The sequence below is a fragment of the Pedobacter frigidisoli genome, assembly GCF_004331675.1.
GTDB classification, from domain to species: domain Bacteria; phylum Bacteroidota; class Bacteroidia; order Sphingobacteriales; family Sphingobacteriaceae; genus Pedobacter; species Pedobacter frigidisoli.
In genome coordinates this window covers 275,264-299,712 of record NZ_SJSN01000003.1, presented here as the reverse complement: position 1 = coordinate 299,712, position 24,449 = coordinate 275,264, and the positions used below count along the sequence as shown (strand labels likewise).

At 38.3% G+C, this 24,449-nt stretch carries 19 protein-coding genes; 15 read left to right on the top strand and 4 right to left on the bottom strand.

Features of this window, described 5'->3' with window-relative positions:
* The first annotated feature begins 10 nt into the window (after positions 1–10).
* The 4 genes from EZ449_RS05460 to EZ449_RS05445 are packed head-to-tail and all read left to right on the top strand — an operon-like array spanning position 11 to position 2,156.
* A complete protein-coding gene (locus EZ449_RS05460; protein WP_131556955.1) occupies positions 11–382 on the top strand; it encodes a response regulator in 372 nt (123 codons plus the stop codon).
* Positions 383–1,201, top strand: coding sequence for a CheR family methyltransferase (locus tag EZ449_RS05455; RefSeq protein WP_131556954.1), 819 nt, complete (start codon positions 383–385; stop codon positions 1,199–1,201).
* Positions 1,186–1,767: a chemotaxis protein CheB gene (locus tag EZ449_RS05450; protein WP_131556953.1), complete on the top strand. Its 582-nt coding sequence runs from the start codon at positions 1,186–1,188 to the stop codon at positions 1,765–1,767. Before EZ449_RS05455 ends, EZ449_RS05450 begins: the two co-directional genes overlap by 16 nt.
* A gap of 23 nt (positions 1,768–1,790) precedes the next feature.
* Complete coding sequence (locus EZ449_RS05445) at positions 1,791–2,156, top strand: response regulator (RefSeq protein WP_131556952.1); 366 nt, start codon at positions 1,791–1,793, stop codon at positions 2,154–2,156.
* A 169-nt stretch (positions 2,157–2,325) separates the two neighbouring features.
* On the opposite strand, the gene EZ449_RS05440 is transcribed toward EZ449_RS05445, so the two are convergent.
* The 4 genes from EZ449_RS05440 to EZ449_RS05425 form a co-directional block, all read right to left on the bottom strand.
* A complete protein-coding gene (locus tag EZ449_RS05440; RefSeq protein WP_131556951.1) occupies positions 2,326–3,282 on the bottom strand; it encodes a DUF3137 domain-containing protein in 957 nt (318 codons plus the stop codon).
* On the bottom strand, positions 3,282–3,839 hold the full coding sequence (locus tag EZ449_RS05435; protein WP_131556950.1) for a LemA family protein: 558 nt from the start codon (positions 3,837–3,839) through the stop codon (positions 3,282–3,284). Before EZ449_RS05435 ends, EZ449_RS05440 begins: the two co-directional genes overlap by 1 nt.
* Positions 3,840–3,888: 49 nt before the next feature.
* Positions 3,889–5,706, bottom strand: a complete 1,818-nt coding sequence (locus tag EZ449_RS05430) for a hypothetical protein (RefSeq protein WP_131556949.1) — start codon at positions 5,704–5,706, stop codon at positions 3,889–3,891.
* Between the two features lie 66 nt (positions 5,707–5,772).
* A complete protein-coding gene (locus EZ449_RS05425; RefSeq protein WP_131556948.1) occupies positions 5,773–7,560 on the bottom strand; it encodes an AsmA family protein in 1,788 nt (595 codons plus the stop codon).
* A gap of 795 nt (positions 7,561–8,355) precedes the next feature.
* Here EZ449_RS05425 and miaB point away from each other — a divergent pair.
* The 11 genes from miaB (at position 8,356) to EZ449_RS05370 (ending at position 24,434) form a co-directional block, all read left to right on the top strand.
* Entirely contained in the window at positions 8,356–9,771 is a 1,416-nt protein-coding gene (gene miaB / locus EZ449_RS05420) for a tRNA (N6-isopentenyl adenosine(37)-C2)-methylthiotransferase MiaB (protein ID WP_131556947.1), read from the top strand.
* A 140-nt stretch (positions 9,772–9,911) separates the two neighbouring features.
* Positions 9,912–11,162 carry a sigma 54-interacting transcriptional regulator gene (locus EZ449_RS05415; protein ID WP_131556946.1) on the top strand — a complete coding sequence of 417 codons (1,251 nt, stop codon included), beginning with the start codon at positions 9,912–9,914 and terminating at the stop codon, positions 11,160–11,162.
* Positions 11,163–11,205: 43 nt separating this feature from the next.
* Positions 11,206–11,718, top strand: coding sequence for an LptE family protein (locus EZ449_RS05410; protein ID WP_131556945.1), 513 nt, complete (start codon positions 11,206–11,208; stop codon positions 11,716–11,718).
* A 73-nt stretch (positions 11,719–11,791) separates the two neighbouring features.
* The gene (locus EZ449_RS05405) at positions 11,792–12,865 is read left to right on the top strand and encodes a hypothetical protein (protein ID WP_131556944.1); all 1,074 of its coding nucleotides are present in this window, start codon (positions 11,792–11,794) and stop codon (positions 12,863–12,865) included.
* 14 nt (positions 12,866–12,879) lie between these two features.
* Positions 12,880–13,236: a preprotein translocase subunit SecG gene (secG, locus tag EZ449_RS05400; protein WP_131556943.1), complete on the top strand. Its 357-nt coding sequence runs from the start codon at positions 12,880–12,882 to the stop codon at positions 13,234–13,236.
* Between the two features lie 185 nt (positions 13,237–13,421).
* Complete coding sequence (locus EZ449_RS05395) at positions 13,422–14,396, top strand: phosphatase PAP2 family protein (RefSeq protein ID WP_131556942.1); 975 nt, start codon at positions 13,422–13,424, stop codon at positions 14,394–14,396.
* A 50-nt stretch (positions 14,397–14,446) separates the two neighbouring features.
* Positions 14,447–14,743 (top strand): hypothetical protein, encoded by a 297-nt coding sequence (locus EZ449_RS05390; protein ID WP_131556941.1) that lies wholly within the window; start codon positions 14,447–14,449, stop codon positions 14,741–14,743.
* 356 nt (positions 14,744–15,099) lie between these two features.
* Positions 15,100–15,390, top strand: coding sequence for a co-chaperone GroES (locus EZ449_RS05385; RefSeq protein WP_131556940.1), 291 nt, complete (start codon positions 15,100–15,102; stop codon positions 15,388–15,390).
* A 126-nt stretch (positions 15,391–15,516) separates the two neighbouring features.
* Positions 15,517–17,154 (top strand): chaperonin GroEL, encoded by a 1,638-nt coding sequence (groL, locus tag EZ449_RS05380; RefSeq protein ID WP_131556939.1) that lies wholly within the window; start codon positions 15,517–15,519, stop codon positions 17,152–17,154.
* A gap of 312 nt (positions 17,155–17,466) precedes the next feature.
* A complete protein-coding gene (locus EZ449_RS05375; protein ID WP_131556938.1) occupies positions 17,467–23,415 on the top strand; it encodes a PKD domain-containing protein in 5,949 nt (1,982 codons plus the stop codon).
* Positions 23,412–24,434 carry a PorP/SprF family type IX secretion system membrane protein gene (locus EZ449_RS05370; protein WP_317130424.1) on the top strand — a complete coding sequence of 341 codons (1,023 nt, stop codon included), beginning with the start codon at positions 23,412–23,414 and terminating at the stop codon, positions 24,432–24,434. Before EZ449_RS05375 ends, EZ449_RS05370 begins: the two co-directional genes overlap by 4 nt.
* The last annotated feature ends 15 nt before the right edge of the window (positions 24,435–24,449 follow it).

Genomic DNA, 24,449 nt, shown 5'->3' with positions numbered 1-24,449 from the left:
TTTTATTAATATGCCTCAAAAAAGAATTCTCATTATTGATGATGATAATCGAAACATTTTTGCCCTAAAAGCTGTTTTAAAGGCCAAGGGTTTCGATTGTTTATCTGCAACAAGTGCGCAAGAAGGTTTTGCGCTAATGGAGCAAAGCGACAATGTAACGATCGTTTTAATGGATATGATGATGCCAGATATGGATGGTTACCAAGCCATCGCAACGATGAAAAAATCAGCGAAAATGCAGAACATTCCGGTTCTGGCGGTTACAGCACAAGCCATGGTTGGCGATAAGGAACGTTGCTTAAGTGCTGGTGCCTCGGGCTATGTTTCTAAACCAATTAATGTTGATGAATTATTAATTCAGATAGAAAATTTTACAAGTTAGGTGATAAGTGATGTAATAGATAACGAACAGGTAGCAATCCTGCTCAACGATGTTTTAGAGGCTCACGGATATGATTTTCTGGAATATTCTCATGCCTCGATAAAAAGAAGAATCACACGTTTATATGCGCTTGATAACTTTGTAAGTTTTGCGGAGTTTAGATATACCATTAAAAGTGATAAACAATATTTTAAGCGTTTCTTGGAGGAAATTACGGTAAACGTTACCGAGATGTTTCGCGATCCATCTTTTTACAGAGCGCTGAGAAATGATGTTTTTCCTGCATTAGGCACTTATCCATTCATTAGGATTTGGGTAGCAGGCTGTTCTACTGGTGAGGAAGCTTATTCGCTTGCCATTCTTTTAAAGGAACTTAACCTGCTTAATAAATCGCTTATTTATGCTACAGATATTAATCCATCGGTTTTGGAAAAAGCGAAAAATGGGATGTTTCCATTAAATTATTTGAAACAATACTCAGAAAATTATCTTCAATCGGGTGGAACAAAAGAATTTTCATCGTATTACACAGCTAGTTATTCGTTGGCGAAATTTGATGAGAGCTTGAATAAAAAAATGATTTTTTCTACCCATAATTTAGTTTCAGATCATTCTTTTAACGAATTTCAATTAATCCTTTGTCGAAATGTGCTCATTTACTTCGATAAGGATTTACAACATAAGGTATTTAACCTGTTCGATAACAGCATCGAAAAATTGGGTTATCTAGCTTTGGGAAGTAAGGAAAGCTTGGAGTTTTGGGCAAAATCTAAAGAATATAAAAGGATAAAATTGGAGAAGATATGGCGCAAACTATAGATCCTGCAAAATGTAGTGCATTGGTTATTGGCGGTTCTGCTGGTAGTCTTGATGTTTTATTGGAAATATTCCCAAGCCTGAAAGCAGAAATTGCCTTTCCCATTATAGTTGTTATTCATCGCAAGGCAAGTAATGAATCGTTATTAACCGATCTCTTAAAAAGTAGAACAAGCTTACAGGTTAGCGAAGCAGATGAAAAGGTGTTTTTAAAGCCTGGCAATGTTTATGTTGCTCCTGCTGATTACCATTTATTAATTGAAGATGATCAAAGTATTTCGCTAGATTACTCCGAAAAAGTGAATTATTCACGGCCGTCGATAGATGTTACTTTCCAATCTGCGGCAGAGGTTTTTAGAGCAGAATTGGTTTGCATTTTGCTTTCTGGCTCTAATGCCGATGGAATGGAAGGATTAAAAAATGTAAACAATTTCGGTGGTTGTGTGGTTATTCAAAATCCAAGTACTGCAATTATGCCGTATATGCCGCAACAAGCCGTTCTAAACGTAAAGCCACATATTACCTTAAATAGTTATGATATGGCTGGCTTTATAAATAAATTAAATTAGATTGTTTTTCCAAAGGAGAAGATATGATAATTGCCAAGAAAGTTTTTGTGTTTGATGATAACCGAGATATCCTCGATTTGTGTACTTTCATTTTAGAAGATGCAGGTTATGAAATTAAAACATCGGAAACTGCTAATGATATTGAAAAACAGGTTTCGGATTATATGCCAGACTTAATTTTTATGGATAACTGGTTACCTGATTTAGGTGGGATTCAGGCAACTAGAGCATTGAAGCAACACCCTGATTTAAAACATATTCCTGTGATTTATTTCTCTGCCAACAATGATATTTCTTCACTTGCTGATGAAGCTGGTGCTGACAGTTATCTTTCTAAGCCATTTGATATTGCTGCCCTTGAGGAAATTGTTAAGAAGCATTTGAGTTAGCCTATTTCTTTTCATAAGGCAATACAAAACCCAACCTAGAAGCAATACAGAAGTAAACTAAACCCGATTGCCGTGGAAACCAAAAGCTTTTTCTGCTTTGTTGGAGCAAAAGCGGGAACAAACTCACCTAAGCATTACTGCCCTTGCTTTACAAATAAATATCGCGGTATTAATTCTTCCCCCAAATTCTGGTGTTAAGATCTAGCTCCTTAACAATATCATACATAAATTTTATCGTGGTGATATCATCATTTAAGGCATCTGGATTAAGCAATGATTTAAAAATCGGTGCTTCAAAATAATTTCTATCCAGCGGAAAAGCAATGTACATTCTCGATTCGATAAAAGATAAAGTGATGCTATAGCTGCTTTGTGCGTTTAGTTTTAAGATCCTTTCCATCATGGCAGGGGTTAAAAGGTATCTCGCCTCCACCTGATCGCTTCCATAGGTTACAAAGGCCTTGGTAAAATCGGGATTTTCCAATTGTACCACATCATTACTGCCGAATGAGAATACATTTTTCGAGAACCAAGCGCCTATCGCATTTCCAAAATCCTTTGGCTTAACGATTGTTACCCCTTTAAAGTTCTTGTTAAAATCGGCAGCAAAAATAATTCCCTTAAAAATATCGTGCCATTCCGTTTTTGTTCCATTCTTGGTTTGCGTCGTCGTTTTATATTCAGCATGAACCTCTGCAAAATAGAATCTTGTTTGCCCGGCAGAACCGGTAACCAGATCTTCGGTTTTGTAACGATCTGGCCCTTGGCTATAAAGCTGCGTGTAAACAAATTCTGATGAATCTATGCCTTGATTAGGACTTATGGTAAGGCTTTGATCTAAAAATTTAAGTGCGGCGCCAATCACATCATTTTTATAAGCCGTTTTATAAGCACTTAATTCATCGCTAATTTGATAAAGTAAAACACCACCATAAATACAGGGAATTAAGCCACCGATAACCGCTGGAATCGGGAAGCCCAAAGCAAAGCCAAGAATGGCTAGCACTACGCCAACGCCAAGAAAAATATAGCCTTTTGTTTGTGCTGCGGCTATTTTTTTGCGCTCCACTTCCATGGTAGCCAATACATTTTGCAGGGCTACATTCGTGTCGATACCGAATTGCATTAACTGTTAAAAAGATCTTTTGCGCTGATGTTTTTTCTTTCTTCTGCTGCAGTTTCTAATACAGGAATAGGTTGATAATTTAGCATTCCAGCAAAAAAACTCCCAGGAAACATCATTATGGCATTGTTGTAATCCGTTACGGATGAATTGTAAGTTCTGCGGGCAGCCGCAATTTGTTCCTCACTTTCTGTCCAAGTGGTTTGTAGATTGATGAAGTTTGTATTCGCCTTTAAATCTGGGTAGTTTTCTACATTTACCATCAAGCCTTTTACACTACTGCTCAGTTGACTATCAATTTGTGCTTTTTCAGCATCGCTGATGTTTCCAGAAGTGGCTTTTGCCCTTAACTCTACAATTTTGGTAAGCGTTTCTTGTTCGTAGTTGGTGTATTGTTTTACTACTTCTACAAGGTTGGGAATTAAATCAAATCGCTTTTTAAGCATTACATCAATCGCAGAGAAAGCGTTGGTGACTTGATTTCTCTTTCCGATAAGGGAATTGTAAAAGAAAATTCCGAAAAGGAAGATGATTCCGATAATAATGAGGGCAATAATCATAGCTTTAATTTTAAGGTTTAGATATTAAAGATATAAAAAGGTTACAGTTTTACCGTTTTTCATTTTGTTCTCTTTGCTCTTTTTGTTGTCTGCGTTGTAACCTCTTCTGTTTACGCTGCCTATGACTTTGCTGCATGGCCTTAAAATTTGCAATATGTTCTCGCATTACGGTTTGCTTTTCTTCGGTAATGCCAACACTATATTTTATGCCAATAAAAAGGCTTTTCCAAATCATATTAAAAAAGGAAGAGTTGCTCGGGCGATCATAATCTACATCTACAGTAACCAATTTGCCATTGGGCCCAGGGTTTTCTGAATTGATAATTAAGGCGTTTGCCAAAATAGAGAGTAGTCCGCGTGCTACGAGGTGATCTTTACCCGGATCGTTTTTCATTAAGGAAACGGAAAGATCGTAATAGGAGAAAGCAACTTTGCCTTTTGCGCCCAAATCATTTGCCTTAAAGTTAAACTTAAGCTGATCTACGCTTCCCCTGTTTATTCTCACAAGGCCCAGAGGTTTGGTAATTTGATTTAAAACCCGGGCATTGAAACTATGGAGTACGCCATCATAATCAAAAGCACCATCTTTCGCCGTTAAATCGAATTTGAAATGTAGATCGAGTTTGCCCTGCCCAAAAAGATAAGAAGTAAGGTTTACATCCATCACTGGATTTATAGCCTTGATTTTTTCGAGATTTGTAGCGTTTTTTATGGTTCCAGAGGTATGTTCGAATGTAAGCTTGCCTCGCTGCTGGCTTTCGCTGTTAAAAACCCCATAGGTGATATCAACATCTTTCAATTGTATTTTCTGCACCAAAATCGGCGCATTAACCAACTGCAAAAGTTGATGTGGAAACTTGCCAATTTTACTTTCCTTTGCTTTTTGGGGCAATCCTGTATTATTAAAAACCGCAACAAGTCCGTTGGAAATGGCCATTTCCTTGGCCCAAAGTTCCTGCTTGCTAATGTAAAGCGGTAGATCTATTCCGTTTAGAAGGATATCGCTCATTTTTATATTGAAACGTTCCTTGGCATAACCCTCAACTTGGCCAAATTTCATTTCATCGTAAAGCGGCTCAAATGCAAAACTGTTAATCCTTAACTTGCCTGTGGTCGCCCTAAAATCAAGTTTATCGAGCTTAATGTTGTACATCTTATCGGGCGTGGCATAAACATAATTCTTGAGGTTGATAACAATATCCTTTAACAAATAAAAGCGAGTGGGATCTTCTGCTGATGTAGAATCTACCAATAAGTCTGTCAAGGTGATGTTAAGATCATCAATAGAAAATGGAGTAGCATTAACGATATTATTATTTACGTATTTAAAGCTTACATCCTTAAAAAGGATATTTTTGATACTGAATTCCTTTAGGTTTTTGGCAATCATGGCGTAAGGCGATTTGATTGGACGAGGAGCACGACCCTCGTTAAAATCAAATTGCTGGTTCATCATTACCACCTCAGGTTTATCAAAAAGCACTTCATCTATTTGGAGTTTCTGATCGCGGTAAAGGGTTAGTGGATGAAAATGTTTTACCACTAACTTTTTTAAGCTGACTGTGTATAGGTTGTTTGGTGCCCTTTTCAGGGTAATTAATTCTCTAAATCGGTGCGTATCCGGAACAATCTTTACATTTTGAAGTGTTGCATTTCCGGTTAAGATATTGGTAGAAACCTTAGTAAAACTGATGGTGTATAAACTATCGGTAGATTTATATAGAAGCGTTTTAATTCTATCGGTTAGCAGCGGACGAGATTTAACATTTAAAAACCATGCAATACCACCAAGTATTATAAAAAGGGCGAGTACTGTTCCCGTAATCCATTTGAAAATTTTATAACGTCGTCTTTTAGTATCTGGCATTTAAGAAATACGGGATGTTTTTATCAGCAATATACATTTATAAAAGTATTTGTAGAAAATGTCTGACTAGTTTTTTTCTCTTCTGGCTATTCTGGCCGCCTTTCTATCCGCTCTTTTTTGCTCCCTAATTTTTTTCGCGATCACTTTTTGCTGTTTAACAGGGTTTTTTTCTGGAACAACGCCAACACCTACAATATCCTTTATTCCCACAAAAACCGTTTTCCACATCAGGTTAAAAAATGAGGCAGAATTTATTCTGGTATTGGTCATGGTGGCTGTTCTTGGTGCCTCACCCTTTTTAGGATTTTCATCCTTTACTAGAATGGTATTTGCCAAAAAGGACAAAAAGCCTTTTTCTTTTGTCCCCTCGCCATCAATATTATCCGAAAGCAGTTTTACTTTTAAATCGGTATAGAGCATATTCATTGAGCCTTTTGCGGTTCTTAAGTTTCCATTTGCCTTAAAGTCTATATGCTGAATATTTCCCGATTCGATTTCTATCAGACCAAGGTTTTTAGATAGGGAATTTAACTGCTTCATGTCGAACTTGCCCAATGTTCCGCTATAACTAAATGCCCCATTGTTGTCGGTCAGGTTGAAATCGATTTTAACATTAAACTTACCTGTTCCCATTAAAAGCGAATTTAAATCGGCTTTAGCATGGTTGTTTTTTGCTAATCGTAGACTATCATTGGTTACGTTGAGGATGTTTCCTGTTAATGCCTTAAAGCTTACCGAACCAGTCTTTTTGCTTGCTGGATTATACTCTGAATATTTTAAATCGATGTTTCTAAGTTTTACGGTATCGATAATTAAGGGAAGATTTAATCTCTTCAACGCCAAATGCGGATAGTTTTGACCTTTATCCAATCCTGTTGGAGCTGGAGATTCTCGGCTCATAAAGACCTCTACCGTTGCTGGTCCAACCCTCAGCGATTTTGCATGCAATTTTTCATCGGTGTTTAGGCCAATAAAATCTACACCATTAAACTCTATTTTATCAAAGGCTAAATTGTATCGGTCCTTCTGGGTTTTATATTTTCTGGCAAAGGTTAATTCTGGATAAAGTGGCATTAATTTAAGCCCTTTCACTGTAATTTTTTTCGAGGCAGCAGAGCCGCTGATAGTATCCACTTTCATCGAATACATTTTATCCTTGGTGATGGATTTATAACCAGCCAATTGAAAGGATACATCTTTGGTGTAATAAAACCTGGAGGTATCGCTGCCTGATAAGGAATCTAATAGGAAGTCTTTAACCGTAATATCCAGGTGTTTGATGGAGTTCTTGGTTTTCTTAATACCACTTTTATTGATGTAATCGAAATCGGCATCTACAATTTTAACCAACCGAACACGAACAGACTTAAAGGTTTTCGATATCTGCTCGTATAGCGATTTTTTAACTTCGGTGGTATCAATTTTCTTAGGCACCTTGTTAAAAACCATATTGATGGATGGTTTATCCAACCTAATTTCATTTACGTCAACACGCTTTTTGAAGTAGGCTGTTAGTATGCCAACCCGTGTTATCTGTAATTTTTTTAGCTTGATTTCAAAGGTGTGTGCGGGAGCAAGCTTCAATGTTTTCAAACTATCGAACACTAATGTATCTGGCGTAAGCGTAACCTCACGAAGCGCCACACTGCCGGTAATTAAATTTAAATTGATGCTTTTGAAATCTATTTTATATAAATGATGCGAGCCATTGTAAACGCCAGCCTTTATTTTTTCGGTGAGTAGCGGCTTCCATTTGGCGCTTAAATACATTGCGCCAAATGCTAAAATTAAAATTAGCACACCGAAAATGCTTCCTATCCAAATCCAAATCCGGCTTCTTTTTTGAGCTGTCATTTTTATAAGTTATTGCTTAATAACAGATAGTGGCTAGAAAGGTTTTTTAATGTATGTTCCGTTGATTGAAGTGAACGGCAATGAATTTACGGGCGATTGTTCACCCCTGCATATATTTCATCGAGGATTTATTATTAATAAAGAGAACCATTTTAAAGCAGAATAAAATTTTGTTCACCCAAGTGTTTTGAGCTAAACCTCACCCTATGAACGGTAATGGTTATTGTTTGGCATTGCATCTTTCTCCTTGGATAGAGGGGAAATTGAGACTGTGCTTGAGCCAATGTGTATTATTCACTGTCCATTAAATCCCTCCCGATTTTACATCGGGAGGGACAGCATAATAGTTGCCAATGCAAAAACTTTGATAGGGTGAGGTAAAAATTCGATGCAAACTTAAATTGGTGCTAATTTTAAAACTTTGACTTACGGTTCATTTGGTTTTTTTTGATGGTATATGAAAACCTTTGTTCATAAACCCGATAGTACGAATGCCGTTTTTCACGGCAGTAGGGATAGCGGGGCTGCAGACCACTATAGAAACCGGAGAATTAATTTCCAAATCATTTTACGGTAATTAGCATGTGTAACGGTTCCGTTGACTGAAGTCAACGGCAATGAATTTTACAGGCAAGTTGCTCGGTTTAGAATAGTTTTACAGCCAATTCATTGCCATTTGTTTAAACGAACAAGGTCATTAAAATAATCGATTTGTAAACATTTAAACTAAATATGTCAATTTGTCACTTTTAATTTTATTTATGTATTTTTGCAATCCCCAAAAGTTTTTAAATAATGATTGATTTACAAGTACAGGATAAGACGCACGATGAGACCAGACAAGGCGAAGCTTTAATTTTAGATACGCCTATAAAAGTTGATGCCCGTAAATTATACATCGAAAGTTATGGTTGCGCAATGAACTTCGCTGATAGTGAAATTGTGGCTTCTATCCTTTCTGAAACAGGTTTTGAGACTACTGGCGATTACCACGAAGCAGATGTAATTTTCATCAACACTTGCTCCATTCGTGAGAATGCAGAAACAAGGGTAAGGAATCGTTTGTCGCAATTTGGGGTAGAAAAGCGTCGTAATCCGAAGTTGATTGTTGGGGTTTTAGGCTGCATGGCAGAACGTTTAAAATCTAAGTTTTTAGAGGAAGAACGTTTGGTAGATGTAGTTGTTGGGCCGGATGCTTATCGTGATTTGCCTAACCTAATTGAGCAGGTAGAAAGTGGCCATAAAGCCGTTAATGTACTTTTATCTCGAGAGGAAACTTACGCAGATATTAGCCCGGTTCGTTTAAACAGCAACGGAATTACTGCTTTTATTTCGATTACCCGTGGTTGTAATAATATGTGTTCGTTCTGTGTGGTACCATTTACTCGTGGCAGAGAACGCAGTCGCGATGCACATTCGATTGTAGCAGAAGCACAAAGTTTATTTGAGGCCGGCTATCGTGAGGTTACACTTTTGGGGCAGAACGTAGATTCTTACACTTGGACTTCGGAAGATGGAACTGAAACGGTGAATTTCGCTCAATTGCTGGAACAAACAGCGTTGATAAATCCTGATTTAAGAGTTCGTTTCTCTACCTCGCACCCGAAAGATATTACCGATGAGGTTTTATATACCATCGCCAAATACGATAACATTTGCAATTATATTCACTTGCCTGTTCAATCGGGAAATACACGTATTTTGGATTTAATGAACAGAACTTATAGCCGTGAATGGTATATCAATCGTATTGATGCGATTAAAAATATTATTCCAGGTTGTGCAATTTCTACCGATATCATCGCAGGTTTCTGCACCGAAACTGAAGAAGAACATCAGGATACTTTGAGCATGTTGGATTACGTGAAATATGATTTTGCCTATAATTTCACTTATTCTGAAAGACCAGGAACATTGGCCGCCCGTAAGCTAGAAGATGATATTCCCGAAGAAGTTAAAAAACGCAGATTGGCCGAAATTTTAGCTAAGCAACAAGCGCATTCATTATTGCGTTTGCAAGAATGGATTGGCAAAACGGTTCGTGTGTTAATCGAGGGAACATCAAAAAAATCTGACCAGGATTATTGTGGAAGAGGAGATAGCGGAGCAATGGCAATTTTCCCTGCAATTGATGGTGTTAAGCCTGGCCAGTACGCAAACGTATTAATTGAAAAATGCACATCAGCTACGCTGATTGGAAGAATAGTTTAAGGTTTCGTCATTGCGAGGCACGAAGCAATCCTAATGCGGTCGCTCTAAACCTCAAGTAGTAAAATTGCTTCGTGCCTCGCAATGACGGAGCTGGTCTGATTAAATACCCAGTCTTGATACCTGATACTCAATACTAATAAATGGATACACAAAATATAAAACAGCGGTTCGGTATTATTGGCAATTCGCCGTTACTTAATCGTGCCATCGATATTGCAAGCCAGGTAGCGCCAACCGATATGTCGGTGTTAATTACTGGTGAAAGTGGAAGTGGTAAAGAGGTTTTCTCGCAAATTATCCATCAAATGAGTGCCCGCAAACACGGGCCTTTTATTGCCGTAAATTGTGGCGCCATTCCTGAGGGAACAATCGATTCAGAATTATTTGGCCACGAGAAAGGTTCGTTTACAGGAGCACACGAAGCCCGTAAAGGTTATTTCGAAGTTGCCAACGGCGGAACAATTTTCTTAGATGAGGTTGCCGAATTACCTTTGGGTACTCAGGCCCGTTTGTTGAGGATTTTAGAAAGTGGCGAATATTTACGCGTTGGTTCATCAAAAGTTCAAAAAACAGAAGTTCGGATTATCGCAGCCACCAATGTTGATGTCTATAACCGCGTTAAAAACGGAAAATTCCGTGAAGATTTATACTACAGATTAAATACTGTTCCATTGCGCATTCCTGCTTTGCATGAGCGTAAAGAGGATATTTATTTATTGTTTAGAAAGTTTGCTGCCGATTTTAGTGATAAATATCGCAGTCCGGCTTTGCATTTAGAGCCAGATGCAGTACAAATTTTAACCAATTATAGCTGGCCGGGTAATGTTCGACAGTTAAAGAATATCGCCGAGCAAATTTGCGTTTTAGAGAAAGAAAGAAACGTAACCGGACAGGCAATTTTAAACTATATTCCAAATGAAGCTGGCAGTAACTTGCCAATGACTATCAATTCTCAATCGAAAGAAGATTTTACAGAAAGAGATATTTTGTACAAGGTGCTTTTCGATATGAAAAAGGATATGGTGGAGCTTAAAAAATTGGTGGCAGAAATCATTCAACATGGTGGAAATACGGCAACGGTTTTGGCTGATAATCCACAGTACATCAATCAACTCTACAGAGACGTAGAATTGCCAGCTGGCCAAGAACATGCCTTTACCATTCAGCAGCCAACACCAAACGGTAGTAATAATAACAACAATAATGGCAATGCCGATTACTTTGCTCATGATGCAGAAGAGGTTGAAGAATCTTTATCACTAATTGATAAGGAATCTGACCTGATAAAAAAAGCATTGAAAAAACATAAGGGCAAGCGTAAATTTGCAGCACAAGAACTTGGAATATCTGAACGTACGCTCTACCGAAAGATAAAAGAATTAAATTTATAAGTTGCGTATTGTGATTAAGAAATCAAGCTCTAATTTAGCCTTTATGAAAATAAAATTATTCACATTAATCCTAATCGCGATTGCGCTTAACGCTTGTTCTTACAAGTTTAGCGGAGCTTCTACCGTAGGTTTAAAAACGGTAAATGTGAGGGTATTTGAAAATAATGCGCCATTGGTTATACCTACCTTAAGCAATCAATTTACCGAGGCTTTAAAAACCAGAATTCGTAATCAAACCAACCTAAGTTTAGTTACCAATGAGGCCGATGCAACTTTCGAGGGAAGAATTACAGGTTACGACATTAAACCGGTAGCGCTACAATCTAGCACTACACCTACCGCTGGGGCAAACAGACTAACCATTACAATATCTGTTAAATACACGAGTACTTTAGATAAACCCGGCACTAAAAATAGCTTCGAGGAAAGTTTTACGCGTAACTTCGATTTTCCATTGGCTGGTGCGCCGATACAATCTTTATTGCCTGGCGCAATTGAAAATATTAACAAACAGCTTACGGAAGATATTTTCAACAGAGCTTTTGCGCAATGGTAATAATCTAAGTGATCTTAGACAAAGTTTTTCAAAAAACCGCCTACATTTTTTAACTTAGCGGCAAACCTCGATAATGGATAACAATAAGCTACTGGCAAATTTACTTGCACAACCCGGAAAGGTTGGGCCAGAGCATGTACCCATGTTAAAGGAAATGGCAGCCTTATATCCTTATGCCCAGCCCATTCATTTGTTGTTGGCAAAAGCCGAAGCTTCATTTATTCCTAAAGCGGCTTTATATAGTCAGGGAAATGTGCTGTTCCATGTGTTGAATATGGTTTCGATAAAAGAAGATGTGGAAGAAATAACAGCGCTTGAAGATGAGCGTGCTTTTGCTGAGATTGATGCGGAAAGTAGCCAAGATGAGCAAGAGATTTTTGATGAAATTGGCGAACCAAATGAGGTTTCGGTACCAAATATTACCCAGCCCATTAATATAGAAACGCCGAATAATTTACCAGGCATCGATAGCCATTTAATGGATTTGCCCGTTGAGGAAGATTCTTTTATTGAAAGCATTGCTGCCTCAGATTTCTTCGCTTTTGAGCAAAAATTGAGCACAGACGTTGTTGTAGAAGCACCGCACATAGAAACTGTTGTTCCCGATGAGCCTGAACTTCATCGCGTTTCTAAATACGATGACGATCAATTACCTTATACCTTTTTATGGTGGTTGGCTAAAACACGTAAGGAGCATGAACAAATTTTTCAGCCTTATGCTCAACCAAAGCCAGGTTTGGCAAAAAAGCAAACTCAGCCAACGCAACAACAAAATCGTGCTGAGTTTCAACAGCAGTTTGTAGAGCATATCTTTCATATTCAAACACCGTTCGAGGTTGCAGATCACTTGGCCGAATATCCTAACGGAGAGGTTAAGGATGCAAAGGGAGCAGAGATTATCGATAAGTTTTTAAAGGAAGACCCAACAATAAAACCACCAAAACCAGAGCAGATCGATAACGAGAACAAAGCGAAAAAGAGTGCAGAAGACCGTTACGACTTGGTTTCTGAAACTTTGGCCAAAATTTATATCGAGCAAATGCTTTACCACAAAGCCATAGATACTTATAAAAAATTAAGTTTGAAATATCCAGAAAAAAGTGGTTACTTTGCCGACCTTATCCAATCTATAGAAAAGAAATTTTAAAATATAATATTGCCATGGTAACCTTTTTGATCATTTTATTAATTGTTGTGTGTGTAGCTTTAGGCTTATTTGTATTGATACAAAATCCTAAAGGTGGTGGTTTAGCGGCTGGTGGCGGTACAAGCAATATGTTTGGTGTACAACGTACTGGTGATGTTTTAGAAAAAGGATCGTGGATATTGTTAGCAGCGATTGTTGTTTTAACATTATCAATTACTACCATTGCTAAAACTGGTGGTGGCGCAACAGCGGTTGGTAACTCAGCTATTCAAGAACGTTTAGATAAAACACCATCACCATCTCCACTTGGTGGCGGGTTAAATAGTACTAAACCTGTAGCACCTGCACCAGCAGATACTACAAAGAAATAATTAATCGTAAAGCATTAATTTTAAAAGCTTCCCTCAAAAGGGAAAGCTTTTTTGGTTTATAACAATCTTAAAATTTATTAAATCAGTTTTTCTATTCTGTGAAAAAGTAAAAATTATTATCTTTAATCTTAGATAAAGGTCTTCTGATTAGGCTTCCTCAATATGAAAAATGCTCTTCATTTCTCTTGGGTACGATATTGACTTTTTTAATTGCCCAAAATTCCTATTCACAACAAATTGAGATTATCGACAGCACCATTGTAAAGGATAACTTCTTTAAGTCGAAAGCGGTGCGAATCTCTTCCGTTCCAGTTCTATTATTGGCAGGTAGTGCCGCTACTTGGGGTGTTAGAAAAGATGTGCGAGAACTTCGAAATCGCTATCTCCCAACTTTTAGATATCACTATGATGATTACCTGCAATATGCGCCAGTGGCAACGGTTTTTGCCCTAAATGCGGCAGGGATAAAGGGCAAGCATAAAATTGGAAGAGCGTTAGTTTCTTATGCTTTTTCTGCTGTAATTATGGCCTCGGTTGTAAATACGGTTAAATACACGGCGAAGGTGGAGCGACCAGACGGAAGCACTCATAATTCTTTTCCATCCGGCCATACGGCCAATTCGTTTATGAATGCTACATTCTTACACAAAGAGTATGGGCAATATCGATCTCCACTTTACAGTATTGGTGCCTACACCGCGGCAACCGCAACAGCAGTGGGCAGAGAACTTAACTATAGACATTGGATTTCGGATGTTTTGGCTGGCGCCGGAATTGGAATTTTATCAACCGAGGTTGGTTATGTTATTGCCGATAGAATTTTCAAAGAACATGGTGAGCACATTAAATTAAATAATAACCCGATTCCAGTACATTTAAACCCCAGCTTCATCGAACTTCGTTTGGACTATGCGGAAGCATTAAGCAAAGATTTAACAGATAAAAACAGTGGCCTTTACGCCAAAACTGGCTTTAACTTTGGCTTGGAAGGTGCTTGGTTTTTTTCTAAAAATGTGGGCATTGGTGCCGAGTTTGCTTTCTCGAGCTTTCCAATGAATGATGATCAACTCGATTTTGCCGATCCAGATATATTAACTGTGAGTGATAGGTTTTATACCCAGCCAACTTTAGCATTCCACTTCCTAAAAATTGGTTCATAACTGGAAAGCTTAACGGTGGTACATCAGCAGGTGCGCAAGGCGAAGTAATTTTGAACATCAAGGAGGACTATCAAGACCTTTTTAAGGGGAAAGAGTTGCCGTTTTTTCGCTATAAACCAGAATCGGCCTTTAGTTGGTCGGCAGGATTGGGTATTCAAAAACAAGTGAAACGAAATCCTGGTGTTAAAGCTTACGTAAGTTATTTCGATTCCAATAATGACTTCACTGTAGATGTTATCGACCAAATTAATTCAGATGGAAATTACACTTTTAAAAACCAAGGAAGCGAAAAAGTAAAGTTTAACCACATCACCTTTGGTTTAGGGTTGACGGCTTTTTTGTGGTAGTATCATTGTTATAGTCCTTTTCAAAAGCTTTATTAAGTATTAATTTAGACGGTACATTCTGACGCATTTCCGTCATTGCGAGGCACGAAGCAATCCTAAAACTTTCGCTAACCAACCTATCGCATTGAGATTGCTTCGTGCCTCGCAATGACGGATGCCTATAATTTGGTTTGGATGAAAATCTTTATTTGACATTTAACACAAATCTTCTCTGCCAAGCTGACACGAGCATTCTTATTTGGGGTAGCGTTTTTGACAGTTTGGTGAAAATTTGTCCCTCTAAACCTATTGGCACAAAAAGTGTTAATTGTATGGGTAGTAAAAAACTTAAATCAAAATAAAAAATAATAAAAGTTATGGCGTTAAACCTTAAACCAATTGCTGGCAGTTCGAACAGAGTAATCGTAGAACCGGCTGCGGCAGAAGAAAAAACTGCATCGGGTTTGTATATCCCTGATACTGCTAAAGAAAAACCATCTAAAGGAACTGTAGTTTCTGTTTCTGAAGAAGATTCTGAAGGTAAAAAAGCTACCGTTAAAGTTGGCGATGTTGTTATTTATGGTAAATACGGTGGTACCGAATTCCCTTACGAAGGCCAAGATTACCTAATCATGCGTGAAACAGATATTTACGCTGTTGTAGGATAATTAATGATTGAATGACTGAATTTCGAATGAGTGAATTCAGCATAGGTCAAATAAATAATTATAAAGAATTTGAGGAATGAACATTCAATCATTCTCTCATACAATCATTCAAAATTCAAAAACAAAATGTCAAAACAAGTAAAATATAACGTAGAAGCACGCGATGCCCTGAAAAGAGGTGTTGATATTCTTGCAAATGCAGTAAAAGTAACCTTAGGCCCAAAAGGTCGTAACGTAATCATCGATAAAAAGTTCGGTTCACCAGCAATTACCAAAGATGGTGTTACGGTTGCAAAAGAAATCGAATTGAAAGATGCGGTTGAAAACATGGGCGCTCAAATGGTTAAGGAAGTAGCTTCTAAAACAGCAGATATTGCTGGTGATGGAACTACAACTGCTACAGTTTTAGCTCAAGCGATTATTACTACTGGTATTAAAAATGTTGCTGCTGGTGCAAATCCAATGGATTTAAAACGTGGTATTGATAAAGCAGTTCTTGCTGTTGTTGCTAACTTAAAAGCACAATCTCAAGCTGTTGGTGATGATAACAACAAAATCAAACAAGTTGCATCTATCTCAGCAAACAATGATGAGGTAATCGGTTCGTTAATTGCTGAGGCAATGAGCAAAGTGGGTAAAGATGGTGTAATTACTGTTGAAGAAGCAAAAGGTACTGAAACTGAAGTTAAAACTGTTGAGGGTATGCAATTTGATAGAGGTTATTTATCTCCATACTTTGTTACCAATGCAGATAAAATGGAAGCGGAATTAGAAAATCCTTACATTCTAATCTACGACAAAAAAATTAGCAACATGAAAGAATTGTTGCCAGTTTTAGAAAAAACTGTTCAAACTGGTAAACCTTTAGTGATCATTTCTGAAGATTTAGATGGTGAAGCTTTAGCTACTTTGGTAGTAAACAAAATCCGTGGTTCGTTAAAAGTTGTTGCGGTTAAAGCTCCAGGTTTTGGTGATAGAAGAAAAGCTATGTTAGAAGACATTGCAATCTTAACTGGCGGTATCGTGGTTTCAGAAGAAAGAGGTTATAAGTTAGAAAATGCTGATTTAACTTACTTAGGTTCTGCTGAGAAAGTTGTTGTTGATAAAGACAATACAACTGTAATCAACGGTGCTGGTAATTCTGATGATATTAAATCTCGTGTTAGCCAAATTAAGGCACAAATAGATACAACTACATCTGATTACGATAAAGAAAAATTACAAGAGCGTTTGGCTAAATTAGCTGGCGGTGTTGCGGTTCTTTACGTAGGTGCAGCTAGTGAGGTTGAAATGAAAGAGAAAAAAGACCGTGTTGATGATGCTTTACATGCAACTCGTGCAGCTGTAGAAGAAGGTATTGTTGCTGGTGGTGGTGTTGCTTTCATCCGTGCGGTTGAGGCTTTAGCTGATTTAAAAGGAATTAATGAAGATGAAAACACTGGTATTCAGATTATCCGTCGTGCTATTGAAGAGCCATTACGTCAAATTTGCGAAAACGCAGGTATTGAAGGTTCTATCGTAGTTCAAAAGGTTAAAGAAGGAACAGGCGATTTCGGTTACAATGCTCGTACTGACGTATACGAAAACTTAATTGGTGCTGGTGTTATCGATCCAACTAAAGTAAGTCGTGTAGCATTAGAAAATGCAGCATCTATCGCAGCGATGTTATTAACAACAGAAGTTGTTTTAGCAGACGAACCTGAAGAAGGTGGCGCTTCTATGCCTCCTATGGGTGGCGGAGGTGGCATGGGCGGCATGATGTAAATCGTACCATCTATCTTTTAAGCGAAATTTTTTCGTGTAAAAATATTCCTCCAAGGCATGCATGCCTTGGAGGTTTTTTTATGCCTTTGAATATCCTAAAGCCATCATTTGGTTTTATAACCTATTCATTTAGTTAATGTTGGTGTAAATTTCTAGAAGTGTAATGCAAAAATTACTTACTTTACGGTTGATATTTATTGAAGCATCGTAGATCGACACCACTACACATAATTGAGTAGTGTGTTTAAAAGCCAAAGTTCACCAAACAAACGCTTTCGAACCCAATAAAATCATTCCCAGTGTTAGAGATTTATGAAGATTCGTTGTAAAAGGAAATGGCTTTTTTTTGCCCTCTTTTGTGGGGTACTATTTTATACATCCGCAAGTTCTGCACAAATAAATGTTGGTGCAGTTGATGCAGGTCCATTTACGCCAGGAAGTACCATAGGCGTGCCCTTTAATGCAGGCTCAAATTGTGCAATTCCCGGAAATAAATTTGAGTTATATCTATCCGATCAGAATGGAAGTTTTGGTTCTGAAACCTTAATTGGTAGTTATACCGGATTTTACAGTACCTATGTTAATGGTATAATTCCCAAGGGTACACCAGCAGGAACAGGTTATAAAGTTAGGGTTAAGGCAACCAGCCCAGCGGCTGTAAGTACAGAATCTGGACCATTTGAGGTAAGGGCAGGTACCTCGGTTGAAGCAAAACTTACATCTAATTATTTAACTGCAAGCAACACTGAAACTTTCGGAACCTGTATCAGTAAAGCAGATAATATCACTTATTTAACAAACGAGTCTACCTCATCCAGTACGGTAACCGCCAGTATTACAGATGAGGTAAATGGTGGCGCACCAACCTTACTTCCTTTCCCTACAGCAATTCAAAATTTTACAGCCCAGCTTGCACATTATACCATCATCGCCAAGGCGGTTATGCCAAATGGTACAATTGGAACAAAAGCATATTTGTTAATTAACAATAGAAGTATTACAGCCTTTGGAACCACAGGGAATAACATTGTTTGTTTGCCAATGGGTTTTTTAACCTTTAACGTTGATATCACATCCTCAGCAGGTATTCAGAATAACTTTCCTGGAGATATTTACACCATTACCTGGGGCGATCAAAGCACATCAGTTTACACACTTTGTGATATTAGGGCTAATGGTGGTAAAGTTCAACATGCCTACACTAAATCTTCATGCGGAAATGTCTCGACAACAAGTGCTGGTACTATTTATAATGCTTTCGATGTTACCATAAATGTATCGAATGCTTTTTGCGGTAATGTAGGTACGCCAGTTTCCTCATCGGCAAAGGTTGTTGTAAAGCCAGTAAATTCAATTTCTTCGGGTACCTCAGGCTGTACCAATACTGATATTACCTTTACAAATACTTCTGTTCTTGGAGAGGATCCAAACACCAATACACCAGCCTGTACGCCAAACATGGTAACCTATAATTGGTTTATAGATGGTGTAATTAGGGAAGTAAATAAACCAAGATCCTTTAGTTTGGTAACCAAGTTTATCACCAATGGAGAGCACACCATTCGTTTAGAATCGAGCAGTTCGGGTTCTTGTAATGCTGATCCGATTGAATTTAAAATCTGTATTCAGGATCCGCCAAAGCCAGCTTTTACTTTGCCTACAACCTTAATTTGTGCGGGTTCAACCCTAAAGCCAACTGATAGCTCTGTGCTTGATAATATTTGTAACCTTGCAAACTCTTACGTTTGGACAGTTACTCCAACAGTAACTTTTGCTAACGGTACAAATGCAGCAAGTAAGGAACCAGAATTTAACTTTACAACATCTGGAACCTACACCATAACTTTGGGGATTAACACACCATCATGTGGATTAGTTACTACCGCACCTCAAACTGTTGTGGTTAATACAACTCCCATTGCAACGCTTTCTCCAGATGTTATTTTATGTAATCTGGCCACTTACGATTTTAATAATACAACCTCTGGTCCTACCAAAACAACCATTGCCGGAACGGCCCAGGATTTAGCGGGTACTTATACATGGACAGTTACACCTGCGGGATCAGGAACTTTTAGCTTTACCGGAGGCACAACAGCAAATACTAAATACCCATCAATAAAGTTTGATAGCTACGATACCTACACCATTTCGGTAACTCATACAAATAATTGCGGAACAATTACGCGTACCCAAAAATTAACGTTTAGCACAGCACCAGTGGTAAATGCAGGGGCCGATCAAAATATTTGCTTCAACGATATAAGCTTCCCTTTAAAAGGAACAATTTCGGGCACAACCACATCACAAAGTTGGGTTGGCGGTTTAGGAAACTTTTCTCCCAATAGAAATGATTTGAATGCCGTTTATACACCTACAGCAGCTGAGAAAGCGAGTGGTATAGTAACTTTGCAGTTAAAAGCTACTACCTCGTTAAGTGCACCTTGTAATGAAATAAGTGATGATATCATTTTAAGGATTAAGGAAAATATTAACCTTACTAGTGCCGCAAGTAAAACTATTTGTACCGGTAAAATGGTTGCCTACAAACCAATTTCGGCAGTAGTGGGCGTTACGTATAACTGGACTGCAACGGGCACAGCAAGTGCAACTGGATATTCCGCTTCAGGCTCTGGTGATATTAACGATGTGATTACAAATACCGATGCAAATGCTGATGCAAGTGTAACCTATGTTATAACACCTCAAAAAGATGGTTGCCTCGGTACGCCATTTAGTTTATTCGTTGTAATAAACCCAAATCCAAGCGCTACAGCAATAGCACCGAGTTTATCAATTTGTAATAAATCATCATCAGCCATCACGCTATCATCTAATACATCGGGAGCAAACTATACTTATACAAGTGTGGTTACAGGTTCGATTACAGGAAATAGCAACCGTATAACAGCTGGACCAGGAACAGTAATTAATGATGTTTTAACCAACACAGGTGTTGTACCTGGAACGGTAACTTATACCATTGTTCCATTATCATCTGGCAATTGCACGGGTGTACCAACCACTATTACCATTACGGTTTTGCCAAGTGCAACTCTCGCAAATGCAGGTCTCGATGAATCGATTTGTAATTCAGCAACCTATACTTTAAAGGGTAATATTCCAGCTGTCGGCAATGGAAAGTGGACAATCGTTTCTGCTCCAACCTCAATCAGTTTTGCCGACGACACGAAAAATAACACTATTCTTTCTGGTCTGCAGCCAGGCAATGTTTACGTATTACGCTGGACAATCAGTGATGCTGGATGTTCCACTACCAGTGATGATGTACAAATTACCGTTAGTCCGATAAGTGTGGGCGGCACAAGCAGTGGCGATGCAACTGTTTGTTCTGGGTCAAATGGCGGAAGTATAAGCTTAACTGGTCAGGTTGGGAATATTGTAAGATGGGAACGCTCTGTTGATAATGGCTTAACTTGGTCTACTGTGGTTTCTACAACTAATCCATTTGTGTTTACAGGATTAACAACTACCACATTATATCGAGCTGTTTTGCAAAGTGGAGTTTGTGCAGAAGCTACATCAACCGTTACCACAATTACTGTAAATCCTGGGACGGTAGCCGCAAACGCAGGGATCGATCAAAATTTATGTAGCGGAAATGGTGTAACCCTAAGTGGAAATAACCCATCACCAAATACCGGATTATGGGCGCTAATTTCTGGACAAGCAGGAATTACCATTACAGATGCCACACTATTTAATACCAGTGTAATTGGATTAATTCCTGGGCAAACCTATAAATTTCGTTGGACAATTTCAGGGTTCGGAAGTTGCCCGCCATCATCATCAGAAACTACGATTACTTATTTTTCTCCTGTAACCAATTATATTTCGGCATCAGCAATACCAATTTGTTCAGGGCAAAGCATTACGATTATGGGAGATGTACCTACAGGAGGAACGGGTTCTTTCACTTTTCAGTGGCAAAGCAGCGCTGACGGAAGCACATGGAGTAATGTGTCTCCAGCAATAAACAAGGATTTAACACTAGCTGTAAATTCTTCAACTTATTACAGAAGACTGGTGAATAGTACCATTTGTACATCAATAAGCAATGCTGTTCAGGTAAATGTTCTCCCGGGTTTAACCAATAATACCATTTCTGCAGATCAACAGATTTGCCTGGGTGGAGCCGCCGCACCGCTAACGGGCTCTACGCCAGCTGGCGGAAGTGGAATTTATATTTATCAATGGCAGTCGAGTTTAAACGGAACTACCTGGGTTGATGTTCTGGGAGCTAATGCGGTAAGTTATGCGCCACCAATTCCAACGGTAACCATTTATTACAGGCGTTCGATTGCTAGCGGGCCTTGCTCCAATATTTTCAGTAATCAAATTAAGTTAACCGTAAATCCGCCAGCCAAGGCAGAATTTACTTTTACTCAAGATAAAGTGTGTGCACCTTTTCAACTAACCGCTTCAAATATTGCTGCTGTGCTCTATCCAAATAGAAATGCTTCTTACACTTGGTTTGCTAATAACATTCAGATTGGAACAGGTGCTACATTTCCAGGTTACAATTTGCCAACTGAAAATCAAGCTGTGGTAATTAAGCTTGTAACTACCAGTAGCTTGGGTTGTAGTAGTGATGAGATGAGCCATACTTTTTCTACTCCACCAATTGTTACACCATCTTTTACCCAAAATACAACTGGTGGATGTGGGCCGGTTGCCGTTACCTTTACGAATACATCAAGCTCGCTAACTGAAGCAACCTTTAAATGGAATTTCGGAGATATTGCGAGTTCAAATCAGGCGCAACCACCAATTATTACATTTCCGGCAGATCCTACAGGAAAGGATATTACCTATACGATTACGTTAGAAACCTTAACACCCTGCGGCGATCCCATTATCAAAACCTCAACAGTTTTAGTAAAGGCAAAAGCAGTTTCTATTTTTTCTCCCGATAAAACGGTTGGCTGTGCGCCATTTACAGTAAACTTCAGCAATACTTCTCCAGAAAGTGCAGGTACGGTTTATACTTATGATTTTGGTGATGGTTCGCCGCCATTAGTGAAAACCGATAGAAGTAGTGTTAATCATATTTTTAATACTTTAACTATAAAAGATTTTAAGGTTGTAATGACTGCAGTAAACCAATGCGGAACCAGCACATCAGATTATACAATTAAAGTGTCTCCAAATAACATTGTCCCTGAATTGGTAATCAACGGAAATGAGAAAACAGGTTGTGCGCCATTTACGGTAAATTTTGTAAACAATACCAGCGGAGCAAGTTTGTTTATTTATACTTTCACAAATGAAACTACGGGTGAAATAAGTACTGCCACTTCAAATACAATCGGTGTATATCCTTATACGTTTACTAAGGCGGGTAAATACACCATTCGTTTAGATGCCAACAATGATTGCTCTACTAATTTTACAACAGAAACAGTTACCATTTACGAGCAACCTACAGTTAGTTTTACATCAGATAAAATCAGCGGTTGCGATGGCCTTATCGTAAAGTTCAAAAACCTAAGTAAAAGTGCAATTGGTTATGTTTGGGATTTTGGTGATGGCACAACCTCACAAGAATTTGAGCCTACGCACACATTCACAGGTGCAGGAAATAATTATTCAGTTACCCTAAAAACAACGAGTGCATTAGGTTGTACCAATACGGCTACATTAACCAATTACATTAAAGTTGTTGCTCCTCCGGTTGCTGCATTTTCAGTTACACCAGGAAACGAAATATCCATTCCAAATTATACTTTTGGGTTTCGGGATACAAGTATAGGTTCTGCAAGCTGGGAATGGACTTTTGGCGATGGCGCAGTATCATCTTTGCAAAACCCGAATCACACCTATGCAGAAGATGGGACTTATACCGTAACATTAAAGACTTTCAATAAAGAGGGATGTTCTTCATCCACTTTTCAAACTGTTCGAATAGTTGGTGTTCCTGGGTTCTTAAATCTTCCGAATTCATTTATGCCAGCAAGCGCAAAAAACGAACTACGAACCTTTATGGCTAAAGGTAGGGGAATTCAAGAATGGCACATGACAATTTTTAACAAGTGGGGGCAACTACTTTGGGAAACCACCAAACTTGATGATGGAGCGCCACTAGAGGGATGGGATGGAACCTATAAGGGAGAAGAACAACAACAGGGTGTTTATTATTGGAAAATAGACATCAGGTTTATTAATGGAAGCGATTGGAAAGGAATGACATACGATTCATCTCCACCAAAGAAAACGGGTGTAATATATTTGATTAGATGATGATGACGAGGAGGATATTATTTATGCTTGTAATGATGGTTCCCATAGCTTTATTTGGGCAGGACCACATTTACTCGCAATTTTACAATGCACCCATTTATTTAAATCCTGCACTTACTGGGCAATTTGAGGGCGATATTAGGTTTAATGCCTTATATAGAAATCAGTGGACAGGTTTAGCAAGCGATTTTTCTTATATGAGTGCTTCAGGAGATTTGAATCTACAGAGTATCAATAGTGGAATAGGCTTAATTTTTAATCGCAGTAGCGAGGGAACAGCTTATTTAGTAAAAAATAACATAGCGGCCAGTTATTCTTACATTATTGGTGGCGATGATTTTACGCTGTCGTTTGGTTTGCAGGCTGGAGTTACCAATCAAAAATTAAATTGGGATAAATTGGTTTTTGGAGATCAGATTGGTATAAGTACTGGATATATTCCTGGAAGTGTTTCGGGTGCAGAAAGGCCAAGTATAGATAGTCGTTTTTATCTCGATGCCAATGCCGGAACAAATTTGGTTTACGGTAAATTTATGATGGGCGTTGCAGCACACCACATTAACCGCCCCGATGAATCGCTTTCTGGCTTTCAAGCAAAATTGCCACTTCGTATTTCTGGTAATCTAAGTTATAAACTCACACTTATTCCCGATCAGTATGACAGAGACGGCAGTTACTTAATTCCATCTTTTGTAGCCTATAAACAGCAAAATGTAATGTCTTACAGTATTGGAACGCAATATAAATATGCTGGAGTAAACGCCGGGATCTGGTACCGCAATGATGGAAATTCGGCCGGAAATGATGCCATAGTGTTCTCTGTGATTTTCGATATTTTTAACAGAAGAACCAATGGTGAAAAAATCAGATTGGGTATTAGCCATGATGCTACAACCTCAAAAATTAACTATACCAATACTGGCGGAACATCGGAAATTGGTTTGGGTTATGAGAAATATTTCCAAAATAGTTCTAATGGAGGCCGAGCAAATGGCTTAAGATGTTACGATTTTTACTAATTTGCCGTTGTTAAA